This is a genomic window from Aestuariivirga sp., assembly GCF_047602625.1.
Taxonomy (GTDB): domain Bacteria; phylum Pseudomonadota; class Alphaproteobacteria; order Rhizobiales; family Aestuariivirgaceae; genus Aestuariivirga.
In genome coordinates, this window is sequence record NZ_JASGGV010000002.1 from 2678541 (window position 1) to 2699186 (window position 20646).

Consider the following 20646-nt stretch of genomic DNA (forward strand, 5'->3'; position numbering starts at 1 on the left):
TCAGGCGTAGGCGGCCTGGGCGCGGCGGGGCCGGGATTTGGGCCTGGGCCACGCCAGCCGCTCGACTCCCGCGCGGCCGATGCTGATGTAGGAGAGGCCTGCTGCCGCCGCATCGGCCAGCGCATAGAGATTGCGGAAATCAACCATCACCGGACGGCGCATGACGGAGGCGAGGCGCTTGAGATCAAGCTGGCGGTAGCGGTCCCATTCCGTCATCACCACCACGGCATCGCAGCACCGCACGGCTTCGTAAGGATCGCTCGCCGCCTGAACGCCCTCAGGGATGGGGGCGGCGGGATCATGCGCTGAGACATGAGCGCCGCGCCGGATGAGCGCTTCGATCAGCGGCAGCGCGGCGGAATCGCGCGTGTCATCTGTATTGGCTTTGAAAGCGATGCCGAGAACGCCGACGCGCTTTCCGGCCGGCCGCCCGTCAAGCGCGCGGATCACCCGGGCGCTGAGCTTCTGGCGGCGCTGTTCATTGGCGGAAATGATGGCTTCCCCCAGCGGGAAATCGACGCCCGCTGCCTGCGTGGCGGCGAGGAGAGCGCGCGTATCCTTGGGAAAGCATGAGCCGCCAAAGCCTGGGCCTGGGGCCAGATAGTGGAGCCCGATGCGCTGGTCCAGCCCCATGGCGCCCGTGACGTCGCCGATATCGGCACCCACCGCTTCGCAAATGTCCGCCAGCTGGTTCACATAGGCGATGCGCATGGCGAGATAAGTATTGGCGGCATATTTGGTGAGCTCCGCCGCCTCGTTGGACATGAAGACGAGCGGCGTGCCCGCCTCGGTGAGCGGCGCATAGAGCTGTTGGAACAGGGGCTCCGCACTCCGCTCGCGCAGGCCTACGACGATGCGGTCAGCCGCCATGAAATCACGGATCGCCGCGCCTTCACGCAGGAATTCCGGGTTTGATGCAACAATGGGAGACAGTGCGGGATTTGCCGCCTCGATCTCGCGCGCCAGCCGCGCCGCTGTTCCCGGCGGAACGGTGGATTTGATAACCACGGGCTGGCCATTCCGCAAATGCGGCGCCATGTCCCGCCCGCAGGTGAAGACGGCGCCAAGATCGGCTTCGCCCGATGGCAGCGATGGCGTGCCCACGGCGATCATCACCATGTCGGCGGCGGCCACGTGTTCCGTCAGCGCGGTGGTGAAGCTGAGACGCGTGGCGGCGTGCTTCTGTATGAGTTCGCCAAGGCCCGGCTCATGGATTGGCGGCTTTCCCCGTTTGAGGGCGGCGATCTTTTCTTTATCGCGGTCGGCGCACACCACGTGATGCCCGAGACTCGCGAGGCAAGCGCCTGTCACCAGGCCCACATATCCTGTTCCGGCGATCACGATTCTCATTGCGAAGTCCTCAGCATGCTGATGACTTCAGAATCGCATTCCCGGATGACAGCGCGATGAAGCCGGTGTCATCGGCGCGTCATCTGGGAGACATCAATCCGTTAGGACATCGAGAGCGCCCACAGCGCATCAGCATACCAGGGCCATGCGGCGACGGCTGAGGCATTTTCCACCACATAGACACGGCGGCTGAAGGCGGGCGCGTTCTCCACCGCAAACAGCGTGGCGGCGGCGAGATGACCCGCGACGAGGCGGCGCGGCAGATAGCCGGTGCCGCCGTGGCGGAGAATATGATCCAGCGCCCAGGCGGATGATGCGATGGTAAGCGCCGAGGTGAGCTCGCCCGGAAAGGCCTCGGCATGGCGGCGGCGGAATTCCTCGCCGTGATCGACATAGACATAATCAGACTCCACCGGCCTCGCATCGGCGCGCGGCGACACGCAGATCAGCGCGTCGTCGAACAATGCGCGGCTGGAGAAATTTTCGGCGGGCTGCGGCGCATAACAAAAGGCGATGTCGACGAGGCCGATCGCCAGCCAGCGGTCGATCTGCCGCTGCTCGCCCGGCCACAGCGCCACCGCAATATCGGGCGCGGTGTTCCGCACATGGTCGAGAAAGCGCTGCCCCGCATTTTCCCACAGGTCGAATTCCAACCCGACATTGCAGACTCCGGCAAAACCCTTGGGCAGCGAGATTTCGGAACGCGCCTGCCGCCAAAGCTGCACCATGACCTCTGCATAGCGGCGGAACTTGAAGCCGGGAGATGTGAGTTCCGCGCCGGACTTGTTGCGGTGAAGCAGTTTCTGGCCGAGTTCTTCCTCCAGCCCGTCCAGTCTGGCCGTAACCGTGGAGGGCGTTACATGCAGCCGCTTCGAGGCGGCCACCATGCTGCCCGTCTCTACAACCGCCAGAAATGTGCGCAACTCGTCGAGGTTCATGGTGATGTTCGGAATTTCCGAACATATTCGGCAAAATATTTCGTTTTTCAAGTGTTTCTATCTCTGGCACCTTGCGCCCACCACAGGAGCCGCATGATGGAATTCAACAATTTCCTCTCCGCCTATTATCCCGACACTAGCTACGGCGGTGACCGTCTCTATCGCGACATGGTGGACCAGGCGATCCTTGTCGATCATCTCGGCTATCGCGGCGTAACCATCCCCGAACATCACCTCATCAACATCCTGCTGGTGCCCGACCCGCTGCAGATGGCGGTGAAGGTGGCTGCGGTGACGCGGCATGTGGAAGTCGTCACTTCCGTTTCGGTGCTGCCGCTGCACGACATGCGGATCTTCGCGGGGCAGGCCATCCAGGCCGATATTCTCTGTGAGGGACGGCTCGTGCTGGGCGTGGGCCGTGGCGCTTTTGCTTATGAGCTGGCGCGCATGGGCAAGCCCATTTCGGAATCGCGCGAGCGCTTCGATGAATCGCTGAACCTGTTGCTCGAGCTCTTTTCCAAAGAGGAAGTGGGCTGGCAGGGCAAATATTATAATTTCGAGCCGATCACCGTGATGCCCAGGCCGGTGCGGCCCATCCAGATCATGCTGGCGGCGCTGATCCCCGAAGCGATCGAAGCCTCGGTGAAGCGCGGCTTCCACATTCAGACCACGCCGCTCAACGCCACGCTGGAAAAGATGAAAGAGCAGACCGGCGCGTTCATCCGCGGCAAGGAATCGCTGGGCGATGCCGGCAAGCATCTGCGCCTCGCCCTGTCGCGCGTCTGCTGCGTGGCGAAGAGCGATGCCGATGCGCGCGCCAAGCTGGAGCTGGCCTATGATTATTATGGCCGCTTCCACAACGTCTTCACCGGCCCCGGCATTGTCGAGAAGGGCGCCATCCGCCACCTGCCCCTCAACCAGACGATGGAAGAATTCAAATCCTCGATCATCATCTGCACCGCCTCAGAGATGCTTGACCGCCTCAAGGAATATGAGAGCCTGGGCGTTGACGATTTCATCATGAACGTGAACATCGGCCATGGCGCGGAGGAGGCGCAGGAGTGCATCCACCGCTTCGCCGCCGATGTGATGCCGCATTTCAACACCACCCGCAAAGCCGCCTGAGGACACCATGCCCACCATCCGAGTCGAAATGCTCAAAGGCCGCATGCCCGAGCAGAAAAAGAAGATCGCCCGCGAACTGGTCGACGGTTTCATCCGCGGCGCCGGCGGCGGCAAGCCCGAGGCCTTCCATGTCGTTTTCATCGAGGTAGAGAAGGACGACTGGGTTGTGGGCTATGAAACAATGCGCGACAAATATCCGGACAAGTGACGATGCCAAAACCCATCCGTTCCGCTTTCTCGGTTGAAGGCGAAGGCGAGCCGCTGTTTCTGATCCATGGCATCGGCGCCTCGCGCGCGTCCTTCGCCGGGCTGGTGCCGTTCCTGAAAAACGATTTCCGCTGCATCAGCTATGATCTGCGCGGCCACGGCGCATCGCCCATGCCCAAACCGCCTTACACGCTCGACGATCTGGTGGAAGACTTGGAGGCGCTGCGCGCTGAACTGGGGATCGACAAGGCGCATTTCGCCGGCCATTCGCTGGGCGGCATGATCGGGCCCGCCTATGCGCGGAAATATCCCCAGCATGTGCTGTCGCTCGGGCTTTATTCCACCGCCGCTTTCCGCACTGAGGATGACAGCGCCAAGGTCAAGGGCGTGGTGGCAGCCATGCGCGCCAAGGGCATTCCGCAGGTGCTGGAGACGCTGAAGGACCGCTGGTTCACGCCGGAATTCGGGCAGAAAAAACCCGAGGTGATTTCGCGCCGCATGCAGCAGGTGATCGACACCGACCCGGATGTGTTTCTCTCGGTGTTCGATATTTACGCCGAAACCGAAATGGGGCCGTGGCTGCATGAGATCACGCAACCTTCGTTGGTTCTGACCGGCGAAAATGATAGCGGCTGCAACCCGCGCCTTAACAAGCTGATCGCCGAGGCAATGCCCAATTCCGAACTGGTGATCCTGCCCGTACTGCGCCACGCGATCCTTCTGGAAGCGGCGGAGCAGGTGGCGCCGCCGGTGCTGTCCTTCCTCAAGCGGCACCGGCAAGGCTAGCCCTCGCCGGGGCGCATTGGACCGCCTATAGTCACCGCGACGGCTGGTGATGCGGGGCAGATGCGTATGAACAGGAACGGGCTGGCGCGCGCCATAGCGCAGGGCCAGGGAAGCGAGAAGGCCGATCTGGTGCTGAGGAACGGCACGGTCTTCGATCTCGTCACCGGCGCGCTGATACCCTCCGATGTTGCGATCACCGGCGACCGTGTCACCGGCACGCTTGGACGCTATGACGGCGTTCAGGAGATCGACTGCGCCGGCAAGGTGATCGTGCCGGGCTTCATCGACACGCATCTTCATATCGAATCCTCGCTGGTCACCCCGTTTGAATTTGACCGCTGCGCGCTGCCGCATGGCGTGACGACGGCGATCTGCGATCCGCATGAAATCGCCAATGTGCTGGGGGCCGAGGGCATCCGCTATTTCCTCGCCTGCGCCGAACGCACGGTGATGGATATCCGCGTCAAGCTCTCGAGCTGCGTGCCCGCCACGCATCTGGAAACCAGCGGCGCGGAACTGAATGCCTCTGATCTTGCGGCGCTGCGCAATCACCCCAAGGTGCTGGGCCTGGCGGAGTTCATGAACTTTCCCGGCGTTCTGGCGGGGGACCCGGGCTGCCTCGACAAGCTGGCGATGTTTCAGGACCAGCATATCGATGGCCATGCCCCGCTGCTGCGCGGAATGGCGCTAAACGGCTATCTCTCAGCCGCCATCCGCACCGATCACGAGATCACCACTGCCGATGAGGCGATGGAGAAACTCGCCAAGGGTGTGCATGTCCTGATCCGCGAAGGCTCGGTGTCGAAAGACCTGCACGCCCTGATCCCCATCATCACCGAGCGCAATTCGCCCTCCATCGCGCTCTGCACTGATGACCGCAATCCTCTCGACATTGCGGAAGAGGGCCATCTCGATTTCATGATCCGCACGGCGGTTGCCGAGGGCGCTGAGCCGCTTGCCATCTATCGCGCCGCCAGCATTTCCGCCGCGCGCGCGTTCGGCCTGCCGGACCGTGGACTCGTCGCGCCCGGCTGGCGCGCCGATCTGGTGATCCTCGATGATCTAAACTCCTGTGCCGTATCGCAGGTGATTTCTGGAGGGCGCATGGTTGTGCCGGAGGTGTTCCGTAAACGGAGCATCGTGCCGCCCGTGGGCTTTGGCAGTGTGAAGGCGCCTCGTGTCACGGCAGCCATGCTGGCCCGCGATGACGCCGGGAAGACCGTTCCCGTCATCGGCGTGACGCCAGGCAAGATCATTACTGCGCATCTGGAGCGTACGCTTCCCGCCAAGGGCGTCATCAAGGTGGCGGTGATCGAGCGCCATGGCAAAAACGGCAACATCGGCGTGGGATATGTCGAAGGTTTCGGCCTCACCTCCGGCGCCATCGCCTCGACGGTGGGCCATGACAGCCATAACATCTGCGTTGTGGGGGCAAGCGATGCCGATATGGCCGCCGCCGCCAATCATCTGTCGGAGATCGGTGGCGGTTTTGCTGTCGTGCGTGATGGCAAGGTGCTGTCCGATCTGCCGCTGCCCATTGCCGGATTGATGAGCGACAAAAGTTTCGAGGAGGTGCGCGAAAAACTAATTCCGCTGCGCGCCGCCGCGAAATCCCTTGGCTGCACGCTGCCCGAACCCTTTTTGCAGGTGGCTTTCCTGCCGCTGCCCGTCATCCCCCATCTGAAGATCAGCGACCGGGGCATGGTGGATGTCGACCGTTTCTGCCTGATCGAATGACGAGGAGAGAATGATCAAAGCTGTTCTGCCTGGCCTCACCGGCCAGCGCGTGTTGATCACCGCCGGAGCCTCTGGCATCGGCCATGCCATCGCCACGCTGCTGGTGGAGCAGGGCGCACGTGTGGCGATCTGCGATGTTTCCGACGCTGCACTTGCCGAAGCAAAGAAAGCGTTGTCCTTGCCGGTGGCGGTTAAGGCGGATGTCTCCTCGGAAGCCGATGTGGACACGATGTTCGTGGAGATCGCCAAGAGCCTTGGCGGGCTCGATGCGCTCATCAACAATGCCGGGATCGCCGGGCCAACGGGCGGCGTGGACGCCATCACGCCGGAAGACTGGCGGCGCTGCCTCGATATCTGCCTGACCGGGCAATTCCTGTGCGCGAGGCGCGCCGTGCCGATGCTGAAGGCGGCGGGCGGCGGCTCGATCGTCAACATGTCATCCGCCGCCGGCCGTCATGGCTATGCCTTCCGCACCCCCTATGCGTCGGCGAAGTTCGGCGTGATCGGCTTCACCCAGAGCCTCGCCAAGGAATTGGGGCCACAGAACATCAGGGTCAACGCCATTCTCCCCGGCATTGTCGAAGGCCCGCGCATGGATGGCGTGATCCGCGACCGCGCGCGCCAGCTCAACATCAGCCATGAGGAGATGACGGAGCGCTACCTCGAAAAGGTGTCTCTGCGCCGCATGGTGAGCCCGCATGATGTAGCGGCGATGATCGCCTTTCTGCTTTCCGACATGGGCCGCAATCTCTCGGGTCAGTCATTGGGCGTCGATGGAAATATGGAAACATTGTGAGGATATGAGATGAGCAGAACGGCAATCATCGGATCGGGTTTTATTGGCCGGGCCTGGGCCATCAGCTTCGCGCGCGCGGGCCATGAGGTGGCGCTGTGGGATGCCGATGCGGCCCAGGCCGAAAAGGCGCGTGGCTTTATCGAGGGCGTGCTGGATGATTTGAACGCCAATGATCTCTTGAACGGCCAGACGCCGAGGCAAGTGCTGGCGCGTATCCGGCCCGAAGCCAGGCTGGAAGCGGCGCTCGATGGCGTGGCCTATGTGCAGGAAAACACGCCGGAGAAAATTCCGGTGAAGATCGAGGTGTTCGGCAAGCTCGATGCGCTGGCGCCCGCCGATGCGGTGCTGGCGTCTTCGACCTCGGCGATCCTGCCCTCGCAATTCACCGAAGGGCTGAAGGGCCGCCATCGCTGTATTGTCGTGCATCCCATCAACCCGCCCTATCTGATCCCCGCCGCGGAAGTCGTGCCCGCACCCTGGACATCGCTCGACATCGTCGCGCGCACGCGGGCGTTTCTGGTCGCCGCCGGCCATGCCCCGCTGGTGATGAAGAAGGAAATCGACGGCTTCATCATGAATCGCATGCAGGCCGCGCTTGTGGATGAGGCGTTCCGTCTTGTCGAAGGCGGATACGCGAGTGCCGAGGACGTGGACATAGGCATCCGCGACGGGCTGGCGCTGCGATGGTCGTTTATGGGGCCGTTCGAGACGATGGATCTCAACGCGCCGGGCGGCGTGCGCGATTATGGCCAACGCTATGAACACATTTTCATTACACTGGCCAAGCAGATGCAAAAACGCGCTAACTGGCAGGGCCCGGTGATGGATGAGGTGGAACGGGACCGCCGAGCCCGGGTGCCAAAGGACAAGCTCGCCGAGCGGCAGGTGTGGCGCGACCGGCGGTTGATGGCGCTCGTCGCCCACAAGCGCAAGGCCGCGCGCGACATTGGCGAATAGGAGAGAGTCATGCCCATCCGGGTCACCATCTGGAACGAGAACCGCCACGAACAGAAGAACGCACTGGTGAGGCGCCTCTACCCTGAGGGCATTCACGGCGCCATCGCTGCGGCGCTTGGTGCGGAGACGGATTTGAGCGTGTCCACCGCCACGCTGGATGAGCCGGAGCATGGGCTGACGGAGGCGAAGCTGCGTGAAACCGACGTGCTGTTCTGGTGGGGCCACATGGCGCATGGCGAGGTCTCCGATGAGATCGTGGCCCGCGTGCAGCGCCGTGTCTGGGAGGGTATGGGGCTGGTGGTACTGCACTCCGCCCATTTCTCGAAAATATTTCGCGTACTGATGGGTACGCCGTGTTCGCTCAAATGGCGCGAGGCGGGAGAGGTGGAGCGGCTATGGGTCATCAACCGCAATCATCCCATTGCACAGGGCCTGCCGGAATTCATCGAGATTGAGCATGAGGAAATGTATGGCGAGCCCTTCACGATTCCCGAGCCCATGGAGACGGTGTTCATCTCCTGGTTCGAAGGCGGCGAAGTCTTCCGCTCCGGCGTGACATTCCAGCGGGGCGCGGGACGCATCTTCTATTTCCGCCCCGGCCATGAGGCTTATCCGACCTACCACAATGCGCAGGTGCTGCACGTGCTGAAGAATGCCGCGCGCTGGGCCTATAACCCCGCGCCTGCGTGGACCAGCATCAATGACGCGCCCAACGTGCCGCATGACAAGGCGCCCGTGCCGCTGCAGGTGAAAGGGCCACGCCTGCACGATGACGGCGAGGCCGGATACCGCTGATGCCCGCCAAAAAGATCCGATTGCTCCTGCTCGGCACCGGCAACATGGCGGCGAGCCATGCGCGCGCTTTTCAAAGCGATCCGCGCGTTGATCTTGCCGCCTGCGCCGATGTGGATGTAGCGCGGGCGGAAAAATTCGCAGGCCGTTTCGGAATCAAAAAGTCCTTTGGTGTGCTGGACAAAGCGCTCGCGTGGGGCGGCTTCGATGCGGTCTCCAACGTCACGCCCGACCGCGCGCATCATCCCACCACCATGGCGGTGCTGAAGGCGGGAAAGCACGTATTGTGCGAAAAGCCGCTGGCCGAGAATTATCCGCTGGCGGATGAAATGACCAAAGCTGCCGAAGAGGCTGGCGTTATCAACATGGTGAACTTCACCTATCGCAATGTCGCGGCGCTGCGGAAGGCGAAGGCGATGATCGGGGCCGGTGAGATCGGCGAGGTGCGGCATGTCGAAGCCTCCTACCGGCAAAGCTGGCTCGTCGGCCATCACTGGGGCGACTGGAAAACCGATCCGACCTGGCTGTGGCGGCTCTCGGAGGCGCATGGCTCCAAAGGCGTGCTGGGCGATGTGGGCATTCACATTCTCGATTTCGTGACCTATGCCATCGGCATGATGCCGGTGTCGCTGCAAGCGCGTCTCAAGACCTTCAACAAGGCTGAGGGCGGCAGGATTGGCGAATACACGCTGGATGCCAATGACAGCGCCATGCTGTCGGTGGAATTCGCCAATGGCGCGCTGGGGGTGATTCACGCCAGCCGCTATATGACGGGTTATGCCAATGTGCTGAAGCTGGATGTGTTCGGCACCAAGGGGGCCATCGGGATCGATCACGGCATGGAGTGGACAGAGCTTCGCGCCTGCACGGGCGAGGATGTACATACGCAAGCATGGCGGCGCGTGGCTGCCGATCCGGTCGAGACGATCTACCGCCGCTTCATTTCGGCGATTGTGGATGGCAGGAATGCCGAACCCTCCTTCCGCCATGCGGCGGAGTTGCAGAAAATTCTCGATCTCTGTTTCGCCGCCAACACAGCAATGCAAATTCCATGACTGTCTTTCACAATCTCAGAACACCGGACGGCAAGGCCACCGCCCTGACGGTGTCTCCCGATGGCCGCATCGCTGCGTTTGATGATGAGCGGCGGGGTGATGCGAAGATTGACTGCGGTGGCCGCTTGCTGCTGCCCTCGCTCGTCGAGCCGCATGTGCATCTCGACAAGACGCTTTGGGGCGAGCCGTGGCGTCCCAATACGGCGGGCCCTACGCTCAAGGACATGATCGCCAATGAGCGCGCCATTCTGAAAGCGGTGAAGACGCCGATCCGCACGCGCGCCGGGGCGCTTCTTCAGCACATGATCGCCCAAGGCTCGCTGGCCGTGCGCTCGCATATCGATGTGGGCCCAGATGTTGGCCTCGCCCATGTCGAGGCGATGCTGGACCTGCGCGAAGCGTGGCGCCATCTCGTGGATTTGCAATTCGTGGCCTTTCCGCAAACCGGCCTGCTGATCGCACCCGGCACGGCGGAATTGCTTGACCGCGCCCTGGCGATGGGCATTGAAACGGTGGGCGGGCTCGATCCGGCGGGCATTGATGACGATCCTGAAGCGCATCTCCGTATTGTTTTTGATTTGGCGGTGAAGCACGGTGTGGGCGTCGACATTCACCTTCATGACAGGGGCGAACTCGGCTTGTGGGAGATTGGCCGCATCGCCGATTTCACCGAGGCCACGGGCCTTGCCGGGCGCGTGATGATCTCCCATGCCTATTGCCTGGGGCAGGCGCCGCGCGCGCGCGTTGAGGGATTGGCGCGGCGGCTGGCCGATTTGCGCATCTCGCTCATGACCTCCGCCCCCGCCGATATTGAAATTCCACCCGTTGCTTATCTCAAGGAGCAGGGCGTGACGGTGTGCTGCGGATCGGACGGCATCCGCGATGCGTGGTCACCCTTCGGCAATGGCGACATGCTGGAGCGCGCCTTCCTGCTGGCCTTCCACTATGACTGGTCGAAGGATGGGGAACTGGCGGAAGCCTTCGATTGCGCCACAGCCTCCGCCGCGCGCGCCATTGGCCTCAGCGACTATGGGTTGAGCGTGGGCGCGCCCGCCAATTTCATGCTGGTGGCTGCGGAAACCTTGGGCGAGGCGGTGGCGGCGCGGCCCAAAGATCGCATGATCGTGCGGAATGGCCGGCTTATTGCCGAAGCCGGAAAACTGATCGTCGCGGTTCCGTAATCGCGCTGTCACATCCGCGCGCTATCTCAGGCGCATGAACAGTGGATTTATCGCTTCGCTGAAGCTGGCAGTCGCGCGCGTCGTCATCATAGGCGGCCTCGCGTGGGTATTGTTCACCTCGGTGCAGCTTGTGATGATGCCCGGCGAATGGATGCGCGATGCCTGGTATGCTGCGGGCTTCACGTTGATGCTGTCCGGGCTTCTGCTTTCTCCCCGGCGCTATGCCGCGAGGGCGGGCGGCCTCACCTCGTCCAGCCCCGGCAAATCCGGCCCCACCGGAACGATGCCTGTGGGATTGAGCGCCTTGATGGAATAATAGCCGCGTTTGATGTGATCGATGCTCACCGTGCCGCGCACGCCGGGAATGGCAATCACGCGCTGCAGATAGGCCGACAGGTTGGGATAATCGGCGATGCGGCGCAAATTGGCCTTGAACAGGCCGTGATAGGCGGCGTCGAAACGCACCAGCGTCACGAACAGCCGCACATCAGTTTCGGTAAAGGCCTGCCCGAAGAGATAGGGCCCCTTCGCCAGCCGCTGCTCCAGCTCATCGAGCATGGAGAACACCCCCCAGAACGCCTCTTCATAGGCCTCCTGCGTGGTGGCGAAGCCGGTGCGGTAAACGCCATTGTTGAGCATGGCGTAGATGCGCGGGTTCAGCGCCTCGATCTCCGGGCGGAGAGCCTCGGGGTAGAGATCGAACTGCGGCGAGGCAAGCGCACCGAAGCCGTCATTCAGCATACGGAGGATATCGGCTGATTCATTGTTGACGATGGTGCCGGTCTTCTTGTCCCACAGCACCGGCACCGTGGCGCGTCCGGTGAAATTCGGATCGGCCTTGGTATAGATCTGGTGCATGTAGCTGGCCCCATTGACCGGGTCCGGCGTGGCGAAGCGCCAGCCTTCATTGGTGACCTGCGGCTCCACGATCGTTACGGTGATCGCGTCCTCAAGCTTTTTCAGCGCGCGGCCAATCAGCGTGCGGCTGGCCCACGGGCAGATCAGCGCCACATAAAGATGATAACGCCCGGCTTCGGCCTTGAAGCCGCCGCTGCCGGTGGGGCCAGCGCTTCCGTCGGGTGTCACCCAGTTGCGGAAGCTCGAGACCTGGCGCACGAAGCCGCCTTTCTCGTCCTTGGCCTGCACCGGCTGCCAGTCGGCCACCCATTTTCCATCGACAAGCATTGCGGACTCCTCAAGCCTTTTTCAGGGTGATGGCGGTGCCCCACGGATCGGCGAGCGCCGTTCCGAAGCGCTTTTCCGCTTCCGCGAAAGCGGCGTCATCGCGCGCCACCAGTTCGAAGCCCTTGAGGCCCGTCGCCGCATCGGTGACGGCGGGAGCGCCCCGGCTGTTCCAGATGTTGGTGGCGATGTGGTGGTGATAGCCGCCGGTGCTGTAGAAGCTGGCGCTCGGCATGCGGTAGGTCATGTCGAAGCCGAGAAGCTGGGCATAGAATTTCTCCGCCTCCGGGATGTTGCCCACCTGCAGATGGATATGGCCCACGAAGGTTCCGGCGGGCGCTCCGGCCCATGGCGCATCGCCAGCCGTCTTCATCAGATCCTCGATGTCCAGCGCCTCGGTCGTCATCTGGATTTCGCCATTGCGGATCTGCCAGTCCTTGTGGGGACGGTCGGCATAGACTTCGATGCCATTGCCTTCCGGATCGCCCAGATAGATGGCTTCGCTGACGATGTGGTCGGATGCGCCCTGAAGCGGCACGCGGTTAGCGGTCACATGGCCGAGCCAGCGGGCGAGATCGCCGCGCGACGGCAGCAGGAAGGCGGTGTGAAACAGCCCGGCCTCGCGGCGCGAGCGCTGACGCGCCTCCTGGTTTTCGATGAGTTCCAGAAAGGCCAAGCCGCCCGCGCCCAGTTTCACCGAACCCGGGGTTTCAGCGATGACAGTTAGGCCCACCACCTGCTGGTAGAAGGCGCTCATGCGGGCGAGGTCGCGCACCACGAGGGTGACGGTGCCGATGTGCAAGGGCGCAGTCCACGCGATGCGTTCGGCTTCGGGGGCAGAAGTCTTGGGTTTGTCGAGGACGGTCATGGTGTTCCTCCTGAATGGGATGATCCTCAAATGGGCCTTTCCCGAAGGGTTGTGAACGCCCCTCAAAGGGATGATATCCCTTCCAATCAGGAAGGAATACTACCAACCCTTGTCCCACTCCGGATCGCCCCGGAAGTGGGAGACCAGAAAATCCACCAGAACCCGCACCTTGATGGCGAGGTGCCGCCCCGGTGGATAAAGCACATGGATGCCGCGCGGCGGCGCCTCATGTGCGCGCAGCAGCGGCACCACCCGGCCATCCCGGAAGGCTGGCCCGGCGATGAAGGTGGGCAGATAGGCAATGCCGAGATTACCCGCCGCGGCAGCGAGACAGGCTTCGGCATTGGAGAAGCGCAGGCGGCCGCTCACCGTCATGGTGGTGTCATGCCCGCCGTCGCGGAAGCGCCAGAGCGTGGGCTCGCGCACATTGGTATCGAGAATACAGACGTGGCGCGCCAGATCGGCAGGCTCGCGCGGCTCGCCGTGGGCGTCGAGATATTCCTGCGACGCGCCGGGCAGAAGCCTAGCCTCGCACAGCTTCCGCGCCACGAGGCTTGTGTCGGCGGGATTTCCCACCCGGACAGCCGCATCGAATCCTTCGTCCACGAGACTCACGATCCGGTCGGAGAAGCTCACGTCGAGATCGATGTCCTGATAGGTGCGGGCGAAGTCCATGAGCACGGGGATCAACTGGCTGGTGCCAAAGGAAACGGGCACCGTGAGCCTCAACTTGCCGGTGGCCGCACCCGACTGGCTTTTGACCGATTGGTCCAGCGCGTCAATCTCTTCCAGCAGATCGCGGATGCGCTCGAAATAGGCCTGGCCCACTTCCGTCGCGGCGATGGCGCGCGTGGTGCGGTTGAGAAGCCTTACCCCCAGATCCTGCTCCAGCCGCGAGATCATCTTGGAGGCCTGCCCCGAGCTCGTGCCGAGGCGCTGCGCGGCGCGCGCGAAGCTTCCTGTTTCCAGAACCGCTACAAACATGCGGTCGCAATCCAGCCGTTCCATCTGGCCTCCAGTCGCCGGACAGACTATCAGTTCGCCGCACATTCGCCAAAGCACGAGGAGAACGCCCATGACGCTGGAGATAAAATCGGAAGTGAAGAGCCATGGCGGCGTGCAGGGAATCTATTCCGCCATGAGCGAGGCCTGCCGCTGCCCCATGACCTTCGCCGTCTATGTGCCGCCCCATGCCAAGGGCATGAAGCTGCCGGTGCTGTGGTATCTCTCGGGCCTCACCTGCACCCATGCCAATGTGATGGAGAAGGGCGAATACCGCGCCGCCGCCACCAAGCATGGCGTGATCATCGTCTGCCCCGACACCAGCCCCCGGGGCGAGGGCGTGGCCGATGTGGCGGACAATTGGAAAATGGGCATGGGCGCTGGTTTCTATGTGGATGCGACGGAAGCGCCGTGGGCGGCCAATTACAGGATGTATAGCTATGTCCGCGATGAGTTGCCGGCGCTGATCGCCGCCAATTTCCCCGCCGACATGACGCGGCAGGCGGTCACCGGGCATTCGATGGGCGGCCACGGCGCGCTGGTGATGGCGCTGCGTAATCCGGGGCGCTTCGCAAGCTGCTCGGCCTTCGCGCCGATCGTGCAGCCTTCAACCGCCGGATGGTCGAAGCCCGCCTTCGAGGCCTATCTCGGCAAAGATGAAAAGGCGTGGCGCGCCTATGACGCCGTTTCGCTGATCGAGGATGGCGCGCGGCTGGAGCATGCGCTGGTGGATCAGGGAAGCGCCGATTTCTTCCTGAATGACGGTTTGCGTCCATGGCTTCTGGAAGAGGCCTGCGCCAAGGCCGGGATGCCGCTGCATGTGAGGATGCAGGAGGGCTATGACCACTCCTATTATTTCATCTCCACCTTCATGGCCGAGCATGTCGCCTGGCATGCGCGCTATCTGGGCGCGTCTTGAATCATCGCAGCATTTGCGCGACAGTCCGCCCCCCGTTCTGATTTACCCCAAGAGGTTGCCATGAAGACCCGCGCCGCCGTTGCCTTTGCCGCCGGAAAGCCGCTCGAAATCGTAGACGTCGATCTGGAGGGCCCGAAGGCCGGCGAGGTTCTGGTGGAGATCAAGGCCACCGGCATTTGCCACACCGATGAATTCACGCTGTCTGGCGCTGATCCCGAGGGCCTGTTTCCGGCGATCCTCGGCCATGAGGGGGCTGGTATTGTCGTGGATGTGGGGCCGGGCGTCACCTCGGTGAAGAAGGGCGATCACGTGATCCCGCTCTATACGCCGGAATGCCGCCAGTGCCCGTCGTGCCTTTCGCGCAAGACCAACCTCTGCACCGCCATCCGCGCCACGCAAGGGCAGGGCGTGATGCCCGACGGCACGTCGCGCTTCTCCTACAAGGGGCAGAAGATCCACCACTACATGGGCTGCTCCACCTTCTCGAACTATACCGTGCTGCCGGAAATCGCCGTGGCCAAGGTCAATGAGAAAGCGCCCTTCGACAAGATCTGCTACATCGGCTGCGGCGTGACGACAGGCGTCGGCGCGGTGCTAAATACCGCCAATGTGGAAGCGGGCGCCACGGGCGTCGTGTTCGGTTTGGGCGGCATTGGCCTCAATGTCATTCAGGGGCTGAAGCTGGCGGGCGCCGACATGATCATCGGCGTCGATCTCAACGACGGCAAGAAGGAATGGGGCAAGCGCTTCGGCATGACCCATTTCGTCAACCCCTCGAAGATCGAAGGCGATCTGGTGGCTTTCATCGTCAACATGACGAAGCGCGGCGCCGACCAGATCGGCGGCGCGGATTATACCTTCGACTGCACCGGCAATGTGAAGGTGATGCGCATGGCACTGGAATGTTCGCACCGCGGCTGGGGCCAGTCGATCATTATCGGCGTGGCGGGCGCGGGGCAGGAGATTTCAACGCGGCCCTTCCAGCTTGTGACGGGCCGCGTCTGGAAAGGCACGGCCTTTGGCGGCGCGCGCGGCCGCACCGATGTGCCAAAAATCGTCGACTGGTACATGAACGGCAAGATCCAGATCGACCCGATGATCACCCATACGCTGAAGCTCGAGGACATCAACAAGGGCTTCGATTTGATGCATGAGGGAAAGTCCATCCGCAGCGTCGTGGTGTTCTGACGGGAGGACAGCATGATCGAGCCGCTGAATGATCTCTTGCGGAATGTGAGCGTGCCGTTCAGCCAGGCGCATGCCATGCCGCCCTCTGTTTATACCAGCGCCGCTTTCAATGCGGCGGAAGTCTCGGATATCTTCGCCCGCGACTGGGTGTGCCTTGGCCGCGCCAGCGCGCTGCCCAATCCCGGCGACTACATGACCTATGAGCTGGCGGGCCAGCCGATCTTCGTGATGCGCGACAGGGATGGATCGCTCAAGGCGCAATCCAACGTGTGCTTGCACCGCATGTCGACGCTTCTTGAAGGCAGCGGCAACAAGCGTTCGATCACCTGCCCCTATCACGGCTGGACCTACAATCTCGACGGCACGTTGCGCGGCGCGCCCGCCATGACGCACAATGAATGTTTCGACAAGGCGCAATACCGCCTGCCGCAGCTCAAATGCGAGAACTGGCTGGGCTGGATCATGGTGTCGCTCAATCCCGATGCGCCGCCGGTTTCCGAACAGCTTGGCGAGGTGGAAGGGCTGATCGCCGACTACGGCATGGCGGACTATGTCGAGTCCTTCCGCGAGACTCACATCTGGGACACCAACTGGAAGATCCTCGCCGAGAATTTCATGGAGAGCTATCACCTGCCCGTCTGCCATGCCGGCACCATTGGCGGGCTGTCGCGGCTCGATGACATGATCTGCCCGGCAGGCAGGCGCGCCTTCAACTATCACACCATCCTGAAGGATGACCGCCTCAAGATCGCGCTGGCCCATCCCAACAATATGCGGATGACCGGCGAGCGGCGGCGCACGACATTTCTCCTCGCTATCTATCCGAGCCTGCTCATCACGCTCACGCCCGGCTATTTCTGGTATCTCTCGCTGCATCCCCATGGGCCGGGACAGGTGCGGATCATTTTCGGCGGCGGGCTTTCACCGGATTTCGCCATTGCGCCCGAAGCACAGGAACATTTCGCTGAGCTGAAAGTGCTGCTCGATGAGGTGAACGTGGAAGACCGGGGCTGCACCGAGCGCGTGTTCAGGGGCGTGAGCGCGGGGGCGGCGAAGGCCGGGCACCTGAGCCATCTCGAACGGCCCAATTTCGATTTCGCGCAATATATCGCCGAAAAGCTGGGCGGCTTTGAACGCCGCTTCGACCCAGTTCCGATGGCGGCAGAATAATGAAGATCGCGCTTGATCCGCACATGCACCGGCATCTGCCGCTGACTGAGTTGCCGCGGCTCGCGGCGGACATGGGCTATGAATATCTTGAGCTTTCGCCGCGCCCCGATTTCCTCGCCTGGTGGGTGCAGCCGCGCGCTTACCCCGAGCGGATGCGGGAGTTCAAAAAGTCGCTGATGGACCACGGCGTGAAGATCGCCTCGCTGCTGCCCATGTATCGCTGGGCAAGCCCGCATGAGGATGAGCGCAAGGCCGCTGTTTCCTACTGGAAGAAGGCCATCGAGATCGCCGTGGAAATGGGCGTCGATACGATGAATTCCGAATTTGGCCGCGGGCCGTCGCCCGATCGCGCCAGCCTCTCCAACTGCTGCGGCGGGCATTATTCGGTTGAATCGAGCGAGGCCGCGTGGTGGCGCTCGATGGAAGAACTGGTGCCGGTATTCGAGAAGGAAGGCATCAATCTCCATATCGAGCCGCACCCGGAAGACTGGGTGGAGACGCTGCACCCGGCGGTCGACATGATTCGCATGATCAATTCGAAGAACGTGAAGTTTCTCTATTGCGCGCCGCACACATTTTATTTCGGCGATGACATTGCGCAGATGATCAGTGATTGCGCATCCGTCCTTGCGCATGTGCATGTGGCGGATACGCTGAACCACAAGGCCTCGTCCGGGCTTCGCTATATCGTCAACCCGCCTGGCGCCAAGGTGACGGTGCACCAGCATCTGGACATCGGGCAGGGCGAAGTAGACTGGGATATCTTCTTCGGCACGCTGGCCGAGGTTAAATTCGATGGCATCGTGACGGCCTGCGTCTTCGCTTGGGAAGACAGGGCGGAAGAGTCGAGCCGCTTCATGCGCAAGGAAATCCAGCGCTACGTGGACAAATACCGGAAGTAATCATTCGTCCTGCAGCACGAAGCGGCTGCGCGCCGCTTGCGCGCGCGCCGCGATATGATGATAAACATCGGCCACCCGCCGCGTGTCATGCGTATCGGGATGCGACATCAGCCAATAGGTGCGGGTGAAGCGGATTTGAGGCAAAACGCGGACGAGTTCGGGATAATTCATCGCCGCATAGTCGTGCAGGATGCCGATGCCGTGGCCCGCCCGTACCGCTTCCATCTGTGCAACCACGCTGCCGCATTCATAATGGCGCTGCATGAGCTTGCCGAGTTCCGCCGCGTAATCAAGCGCCCGGCTATAGACGAAATCCTCGACATGGGTGACGAAGAGCCTGCCCGCCAGATCATCAACCGCGCGGATGCTCCCGTGCTTTTTCAGATGTGATTTGGCGGCATAGACGCTGAGCGAATAATCGGTGAGCTTGCGGATGATCAGGCGGCCCTGCTTAGGGCGGTCCAGCGTGACCACGATGTCGGCCTCGCGCCGCGACAGTGAGAAGGTGCGGGGCAGGGGCACGAGCTGAATGGTGAGGCCGGGATGCTGCTCGGCCAGCGCGCCCAATTCCCGCGCCAGGAAATAATTGCCGAGGCCATCGGGCGCGCCGACGCGCACCGTGCCGGTGAGCGCTGCCTCGGTGCCCGACAGCCGAGCGCCGGCACGGAGCAATTCCGCTTCCACCTTTTCAGCACTGTCCAGCAGTGCCTCTCCGGCTTCGGTGAGCGTGCAGCCATTGGTCTGCCGCTCGATGAGCTTGGTTCCGAGTTCTTCCTCAAGCGCGGTAATCTGCCGCCCCACCGTGGCATGGTTCAGCCCCAGTTGCTGCGCGGCCCCCAGCAATTGCCGGGCGCGCGCCACGGCGAGGAAAACGCGGATTCTGTCCCAGTCCATGGCTGATGATAAAATTTGCACAACCAAAGTGCAAGACTTCGCATTGATGTGCATTTTTGAAAGGCGCAAAAGGCCGCATCACATGCGGAGGAAAACCATGGCAACCCAGATCACCCATCACGTCGGCGGCAAGGCCTTCACAGGCACAAGCACCCGCTCGGCGCCCGTGTTCAACCCGGCCACCGGCGAGCAGACCGGCACCGTCACCCTCGCCAGCACGGCGGATGTGAATGCGGCGGTCGACGTGGCCCTAAAGGCATTCCCCGGCTGGGCCAGCACCACGCCGCTCCGCCGTGCCCGCATCCTCAACAAGTTCCTGCGCATTCTCGAAGACCGCACCGATGAGCTGGCCGCCGTGGTCTCCGCCGAACATGGCAAGGTGTTCTCCGACGCCAAGGGCGAGGTGCAGCGCGGAATTGAAGTGGTGGAATTCGCAACCGGCGCGCCGCAGCTTTTGAAGGGCGAGATCACCGAGAACGTCGGCACCCGCGTCGACAGCCATGCGGTGCGCCAGCCGCTGGGCGTCGTGGCCGGCATCACGCCCTTCAACTTTCCGGCCATGGTGCCGATGTGGATGTTTCCGGTCGCGCTCGCGGCGGGCAACTGCTTCATCCTGAAGCCTTCTGAGCGCGATCCGTCTGCCTCGCTGCTGATGGCCAGGTGGCTGGAAGAGGCGGGGCTTCCGCCCGGCGTCTTCAACGTGGTGCATGGCGACAAGGAAGCTGTCGATGCCCTGTTGCACAGCCCCGGGATCAGCGCCATCAGCTTCGTCGGCTCGACGCCCATCGCGCGTTATATCTATGAAACCGCCGCCCGCACCGGCAAGCGCTGCCAGGCGCTGGGCGGGGCCAAGAACCACATGATCATCATGCCGGATGCCGACATGGATCAGGCCGTTGATGCGCTGATGGGCGCGGCTTATGGCTCGGCTGGTGAACGCTGCATGGCGATCTCGGTTGCCGTGCCGGTGGGCAGAGCGACGGCGGACAAGCTGATGGCCAAGCTCGAACCGAAAGTCCGGGCTCTGAAGATCGGGCCGGGCACTGATCCCGAAGCCGAGATGGGCCCGCTGGTTACGAAGCAGCATCTCGACAAGGTTCGCGGCTATATCGACGCGGGTGTCGCAGAAGGCGCCAAGCTTGTCGTCGATGGCCGCCCGCTGAAGCTGCAAGGCTATGAGAACGGCTATTTCATCGGCGGCACGCTGTTCGACAACGTGACCACCGACATGAAAATCTACAGGGAAGAAATCTTCGGGCCTGTGCTCTCGGTCGTCCGCACCGAAAGCTATGACGCGGCGGCGAAGATGATCAACGAGCATGAATTCGGCAACGGCACGGCGATCTTCACGCGTGATGGCGATGCGGCGCGCGAATTCGCCAACCAGATCCAGGTGGGCATGGTGGGCATCAACGTGCCGATCCCGGTGCCCATGGCGTTCCACTCCTTCGGCGGATGGAAGTCATCGCTGTTCGGCGATCATCACATGCATGGGCCGGAGGGCATCCGCTTCTATACCCGCCTCAAGACCATCACGACCCGCTGGCCGACCGGCATTCGCGCCGGCGCCGAGTTCGTGATGCCGACGATGCGGTAA

20 protein-coding genes are annotated in these 20646 nt (G+C 62.6%); 14 read left to right on the forward strand and 6 right to left on the reverse strand.

Annotated features, from left to right (window positions below):
• Together QM694_RS18340 and QM694_RS18345 are read right to left on the reverse strand one after the other, a co-directional pair.
• Positions 1-1350: a UDP-glucose dehydrogenase family protein gene (locus QM694_RS18340; protein WP_415008348.1), complete on the reverse strand. Its 1350-nt coding sequence runs from the start codon at positions 1348-1350 to the stop codon at positions 1-3.
• Positions 1351-1451: 101 nt separating this feature from the next.
• Positions 1452-2288, reverse strand: coding sequence for a LysR family transcriptional regulator (locus tag QM694_RS18345; protein WP_415008349.1), 837 nt, complete (start codon positions 2286-2288; stop codon positions 1452-1454).
• A 93-nt stretch (positions 2289-2381) separates the two neighbouring features.
• Between QM694_RS18345 and QM694_RS18350 the strand changes: the two genes are divergently transcribed.
• Genes QM694_RS18350 through QM694_RS18390 form a run of 9 tightly spaced genes read left to right on the forward strand, consistent with a single transcriptional unit; the run spans position 2382 to position 10924 of the window.
• Positions 2382-3413 (forward strand): LLM class flavin-dependent oxidoreductase, encoded by a 1032-nt coding sequence (locus QM694_RS18350; protein ID WP_415008350.1) that lies wholly within the window; start codon positions 2382-2384, stop codon positions 3411-3413.
• A gap of 7 nt (positions 3414-3420) precedes the next feature.
• The gene (locus QM694_RS18355) at positions 3421-3621 is read left to right on the forward strand and encodes a tautomerase family protein (protein WP_415008351.1); all 201 of its coding nucleotides are present in this window, start codon (positions 3421-3423) and stop codon (positions 3619-3621) included.
• Between the two features lie 2 nt (positions 3622-3623).
• A complete protein-coding gene (locus QM694_RS18360) occupies positions 3624-4406 on the forward strand; it encodes an alpha/beta fold hydrolase (RefSeq protein WP_415008352.1) in 783 nt (260 codons plus the stop codon).
• 60 nt (positions 4407-4466) lie between these two features.
• Positions 4467-6143, forward strand: coding sequence for an adenine deaminase (ade, locus tag QM694_RS18365; protein ID WP_415008353.1), 1677 nt, complete (start codon positions 4467-4469; stop codon positions 6141-6143).
• A 10-nt stretch (positions 6144-6153) separates the two neighbouring features.
• Positions 6154-6939 (forward strand): SDR family oxidoreductase, encoded by a 786-nt coding sequence (locus tag QM694_RS18370; RefSeq protein WP_415008354.1) that lies wholly within the window; start codon positions 6154-6156, stop codon positions 6937-6939.
• Positions 6940-6948: 9 nt separating this feature from the next.
• Positions 6949-7896, forward strand: coding sequence for a 3-hydroxyacyl-CoA dehydrogenase (locus QM694_RS18375; RefSeq protein WP_415008355.1), 948 nt, complete (start codon positions 6949-6951; stop codon positions 7894-7896).
• A gap of 9 nt (positions 7897-7905) precedes the next feature.
• Positions 7906-8691 (forward strand): ThuA domain-containing protein, encoded by a 786-nt coding sequence (locus tag QM694_RS18380; RefSeq protein ID WP_415008356.1) that lies wholly within the window; start codon positions 7906-7908, stop codon positions 8689-8691.
• 14 nt (positions 8692-8705) lie between these two features.
• Positions 8706-9743 carry a Gfo/Idh/MocA family protein gene (locus tag QM694_RS18385; protein WP_415008662.1) on the forward strand — a complete coding sequence of 346 codons (1038 nt, stop codon included), beginning with the start codon at positions 8706-8708 and terminating at the stop codon, positions 9741-9743.
• Positions 9740-10924, forward strand: coding sequence for an amidohydrolase family protein (locus QM694_RS18390; protein WP_415008357.1), 1185 nt, complete (start codon positions 9740-9742; stop codon positions 10922-10924). The genes QM694_RS18385 and QM694_RS18390 overlap by 4 nt, the downstream gene beginning before the upstream one ends.
• A gap of 219 nt (positions 10925-11143) precedes the next feature.
• On the opposite strand, the gene QM694_RS18395 is transcribed toward QM694_RS18390, so the two are convergent.
• The 3 genes from QM694_RS18395 to QM694_RS18405 all read right to left on the reverse strand — a co-directional run bounded on the left by QM694_RS18395 (position 11144) and on the right by QM694_RS18405 (position 13982).
• Positions 11144-12109 (reverse strand): glutathione S-transferase family protein, encoded by a 966-nt coding sequence (locus QM694_RS18395; RefSeq protein ID WP_415008358.1) that lies wholly within the window; start codon positions 12107-12109, stop codon positions 11144-11146.
• A gap of 10 nt (positions 12110-12119) precedes the next feature.
• Positions 12120-12974 (reverse strand): VOC family protein, encoded by an 855-nt coding sequence (locus tag QM694_RS18400; protein ID WP_415008359.1) that lies wholly within the window; start codon positions 12972-12974, stop codon positions 12120-12122.
• A gap of 99 nt (positions 12975-13073) precedes the next feature.
• Positions 13074-13982: a LysR family transcriptional regulator gene (locus QM694_RS18405; protein ID WP_415008360.1), complete on the reverse strand. Its 909-nt coding sequence runs from the start codon at positions 13980-13982 to the stop codon at positions 13074-13076.
• A 67-nt stretch (positions 13983-14049) separates the two neighbouring features.
• On the opposite strand from QM694_RS18405, the gene fghA reads away from it, so the two are divergent.
• Genes fghA through QM694_RS18425 form a run of 4 tightly spaced genes read left to right on the forward strand, consistent with a single transcriptional unit; the run spans position 14050 to position 18155 of the window.
• On the forward strand, positions 14050-14895 hold the full coding sequence (gene fghA, locus QM694_RS18410) for an S-formylglutathione hydrolase (RefSeq protein ID WP_415008361.1): 846 nt from the start codon (positions 14050-14052) through the stop codon (positions 14893-14895).
• Positions 14896-14955: 60 nt separating this feature from the next.
• The gene (locus QM694_RS18415) at positions 14956-16083 is read left to right on the forward strand and encodes an S-(hydroxymethyl)glutathione dehydrogenase/class III alcohol dehydrogenase (protein WP_415008362.1); all 1128 of its coding nucleotides are present in this window, start codon (positions 14956-14958) and stop codon (positions 16081-16083) included.
• Positions 16084-16095: 12 nt separating this feature from the next.
• Complete coding sequence (locus tag QM694_RS18420) at positions 16096-17253, forward strand: aromatic ring-hydroxylating oxygenase subunit alpha (RefSeq protein ID WP_415008363.1); 1158 nt, start codon at positions 16096-16098, stop codon at positions 17251-17253.
• Positions 17253-18155: a sugar phosphate isomerase/epimerase family protein gene (locus QM694_RS18425; protein ID WP_415008364.1), complete on the forward strand. Its 903-nt coding sequence runs from the start codon at positions 17253-17255 to the stop codon at positions 18153-18155. The genes QM694_RS18420 and QM694_RS18425 overlap by 1 nt, the downstream gene beginning before the upstream one ends.
• On the opposite strand, the gene QM694_RS18430 is transcribed toward QM694_RS18425, so the two are convergent.
• Positions 18156-19049, reverse strand: coding sequence for a LysR family transcriptional regulator (locus QM694_RS18430; RefSeq protein ID WP_415008365.1), 894 nt, complete (start codon positions 19047-19049; stop codon positions 18156-18158).
• 97 nt (positions 19050-19146) lie between these two features.
• Between QM694_RS18430 and QM694_RS18435 the strand changes: the two genes are divergently transcribed.
• Positions 19147-20646: a CoA-acylating methylmalonate-semialdehyde dehydrogenase gene (locus QM694_RS18435; protein ID WP_415008366.1), complete on the forward strand. Its 1500-nt coding sequence runs from the start codon at positions 19147-19149 to the stop codon at positions 20644-20646.

Bases quoted from the DNA above. Each gene is read 5' to 3' on its own strand.
- QM694_RS18340 (WP_415008348.1), bottom strand. From the start codon at position 1,350: ATGAGAATCGTGATCGCCGGAACAGGATATGTGGGCCTGGTGACAGGC.
- QM694_RS18345 (WP_415008349.1), bottom strand. From the start codon at position 2,288: ATGAACCTCGACGAGTTGCGCACATTTCTGGCGGTTGTAGAGACGGGC.
- QM694_RS18350 (WP_415008350.1), top strand. From the start codon at position 2,382: ATGATGGAATTCAACAATTTCCTCTCCGCCTATTATCCCGACACTAGC.
- QM694_RS18355 (WP_415008351.1), top strand. From the start codon at position 3,421: ATGCCCACCATCCGAGTCGAAATGCTCAAAGGCCGCATGCCCGAGCAG.
- QM694_RS18360 (WP_415008352.1), top strand. From the start codon at position 3,624: ATGCCAAAACCCATCCGTTCCGCTTTCTCGGTTGAAGGCGAAGGCGAG.
- ade (WP_415008353.1), top strand. From the start codon at position 4,467: ATGCGTATGAACAGGAACGGGCTGGCGCGCGCCATAGCGCAGGGCCAG.
- QM694_RS18370 (WP_415008354.1), top strand. From the start codon at position 6,154: ATGATCAAAGCTGTTCTGCCTGGCCTCACCGGCCAGCGCGTGTTGATC.
- QM694_RS18375 (WP_415008355.1), top strand. From the start codon at position 6,949: ATGAGCAGAACGGCAATCATCGGATCGGGTTTTATTGGCCGGGCCTGG.
- QM694_RS18380 (WP_415008356.1), top strand. From the start codon at position 7,906: ATGCCCATCCGGGTCACCATCTGGAACGAGAACCGCCACGAACAGAAG.
- QM694_RS18390 (WP_415008357.1), top strand. From the start codon at position 9,740: ATGACTGTCTTTCACAATCTCAGAACACCGGACGGCAAGGCCACCGCC.
- QM694_RS18395 (WP_415008358.1), bottom strand. From the start codon at position 12,109: ATGCTTGTCGATGGAAAATGGGTGGCCGACTGGCAGCCGGTGCAGGCC.
- QM694_RS18400 (WP_415008359.1), bottom strand. From the start codon at position 12,974: ATGACCGTCCTCGACAAACCCAAGACTTCTGCCCCCGAAGCCGAACGC.
- QM694_RS18405 (WP_415008360.1), bottom strand. From the start codon at position 13,982: ATGGAACGGCTGGATTGCGACCGCATGTTTGTAGCGGTTCTGGAAACA.
- fghA (WP_415008361.1), top strand. From the start codon at position 14,050: ATGACGCTGGAGATAAAATCGGAAGTGAAGAGCCATGGCGGCGTGCAG.
- QM694_RS18415 (WP_415008362.1), top strand. From the start codon at position 14,956: ATGAAGACCCGCGCCGCCGTTGCCTTTGCCGCCGGAAAGCCGCTCGAA.
- QM694_RS18420 (WP_415008363.1), top strand. From the start codon at position 16,096: ATGATCGAGCCGCTGAATGATCTCTTGCGGAATGTGAGCGTGCCGTTC.
- QM694_RS18425 (WP_415008364.1), top strand. From the start codon at position 17,253: ATGAAGATCGCGCTTGATCCGCACATGCACCGGCATCTGCCGCTGACT.
- QM694_RS18430 (WP_415008365.1), bottom strand. From the start codon at position 19,049: ATGGACTGGGACAGAATCCGCGTTTTCCTCGCCGTGGCGCGCGCCCGG.
- QM694_RS18435 (WP_415008366.1), top strand. From the start codon at position 19,147: ATGGCAACCCAGATCACCCATCACGTCGGCGGCAAGGCCTTCACAGGC.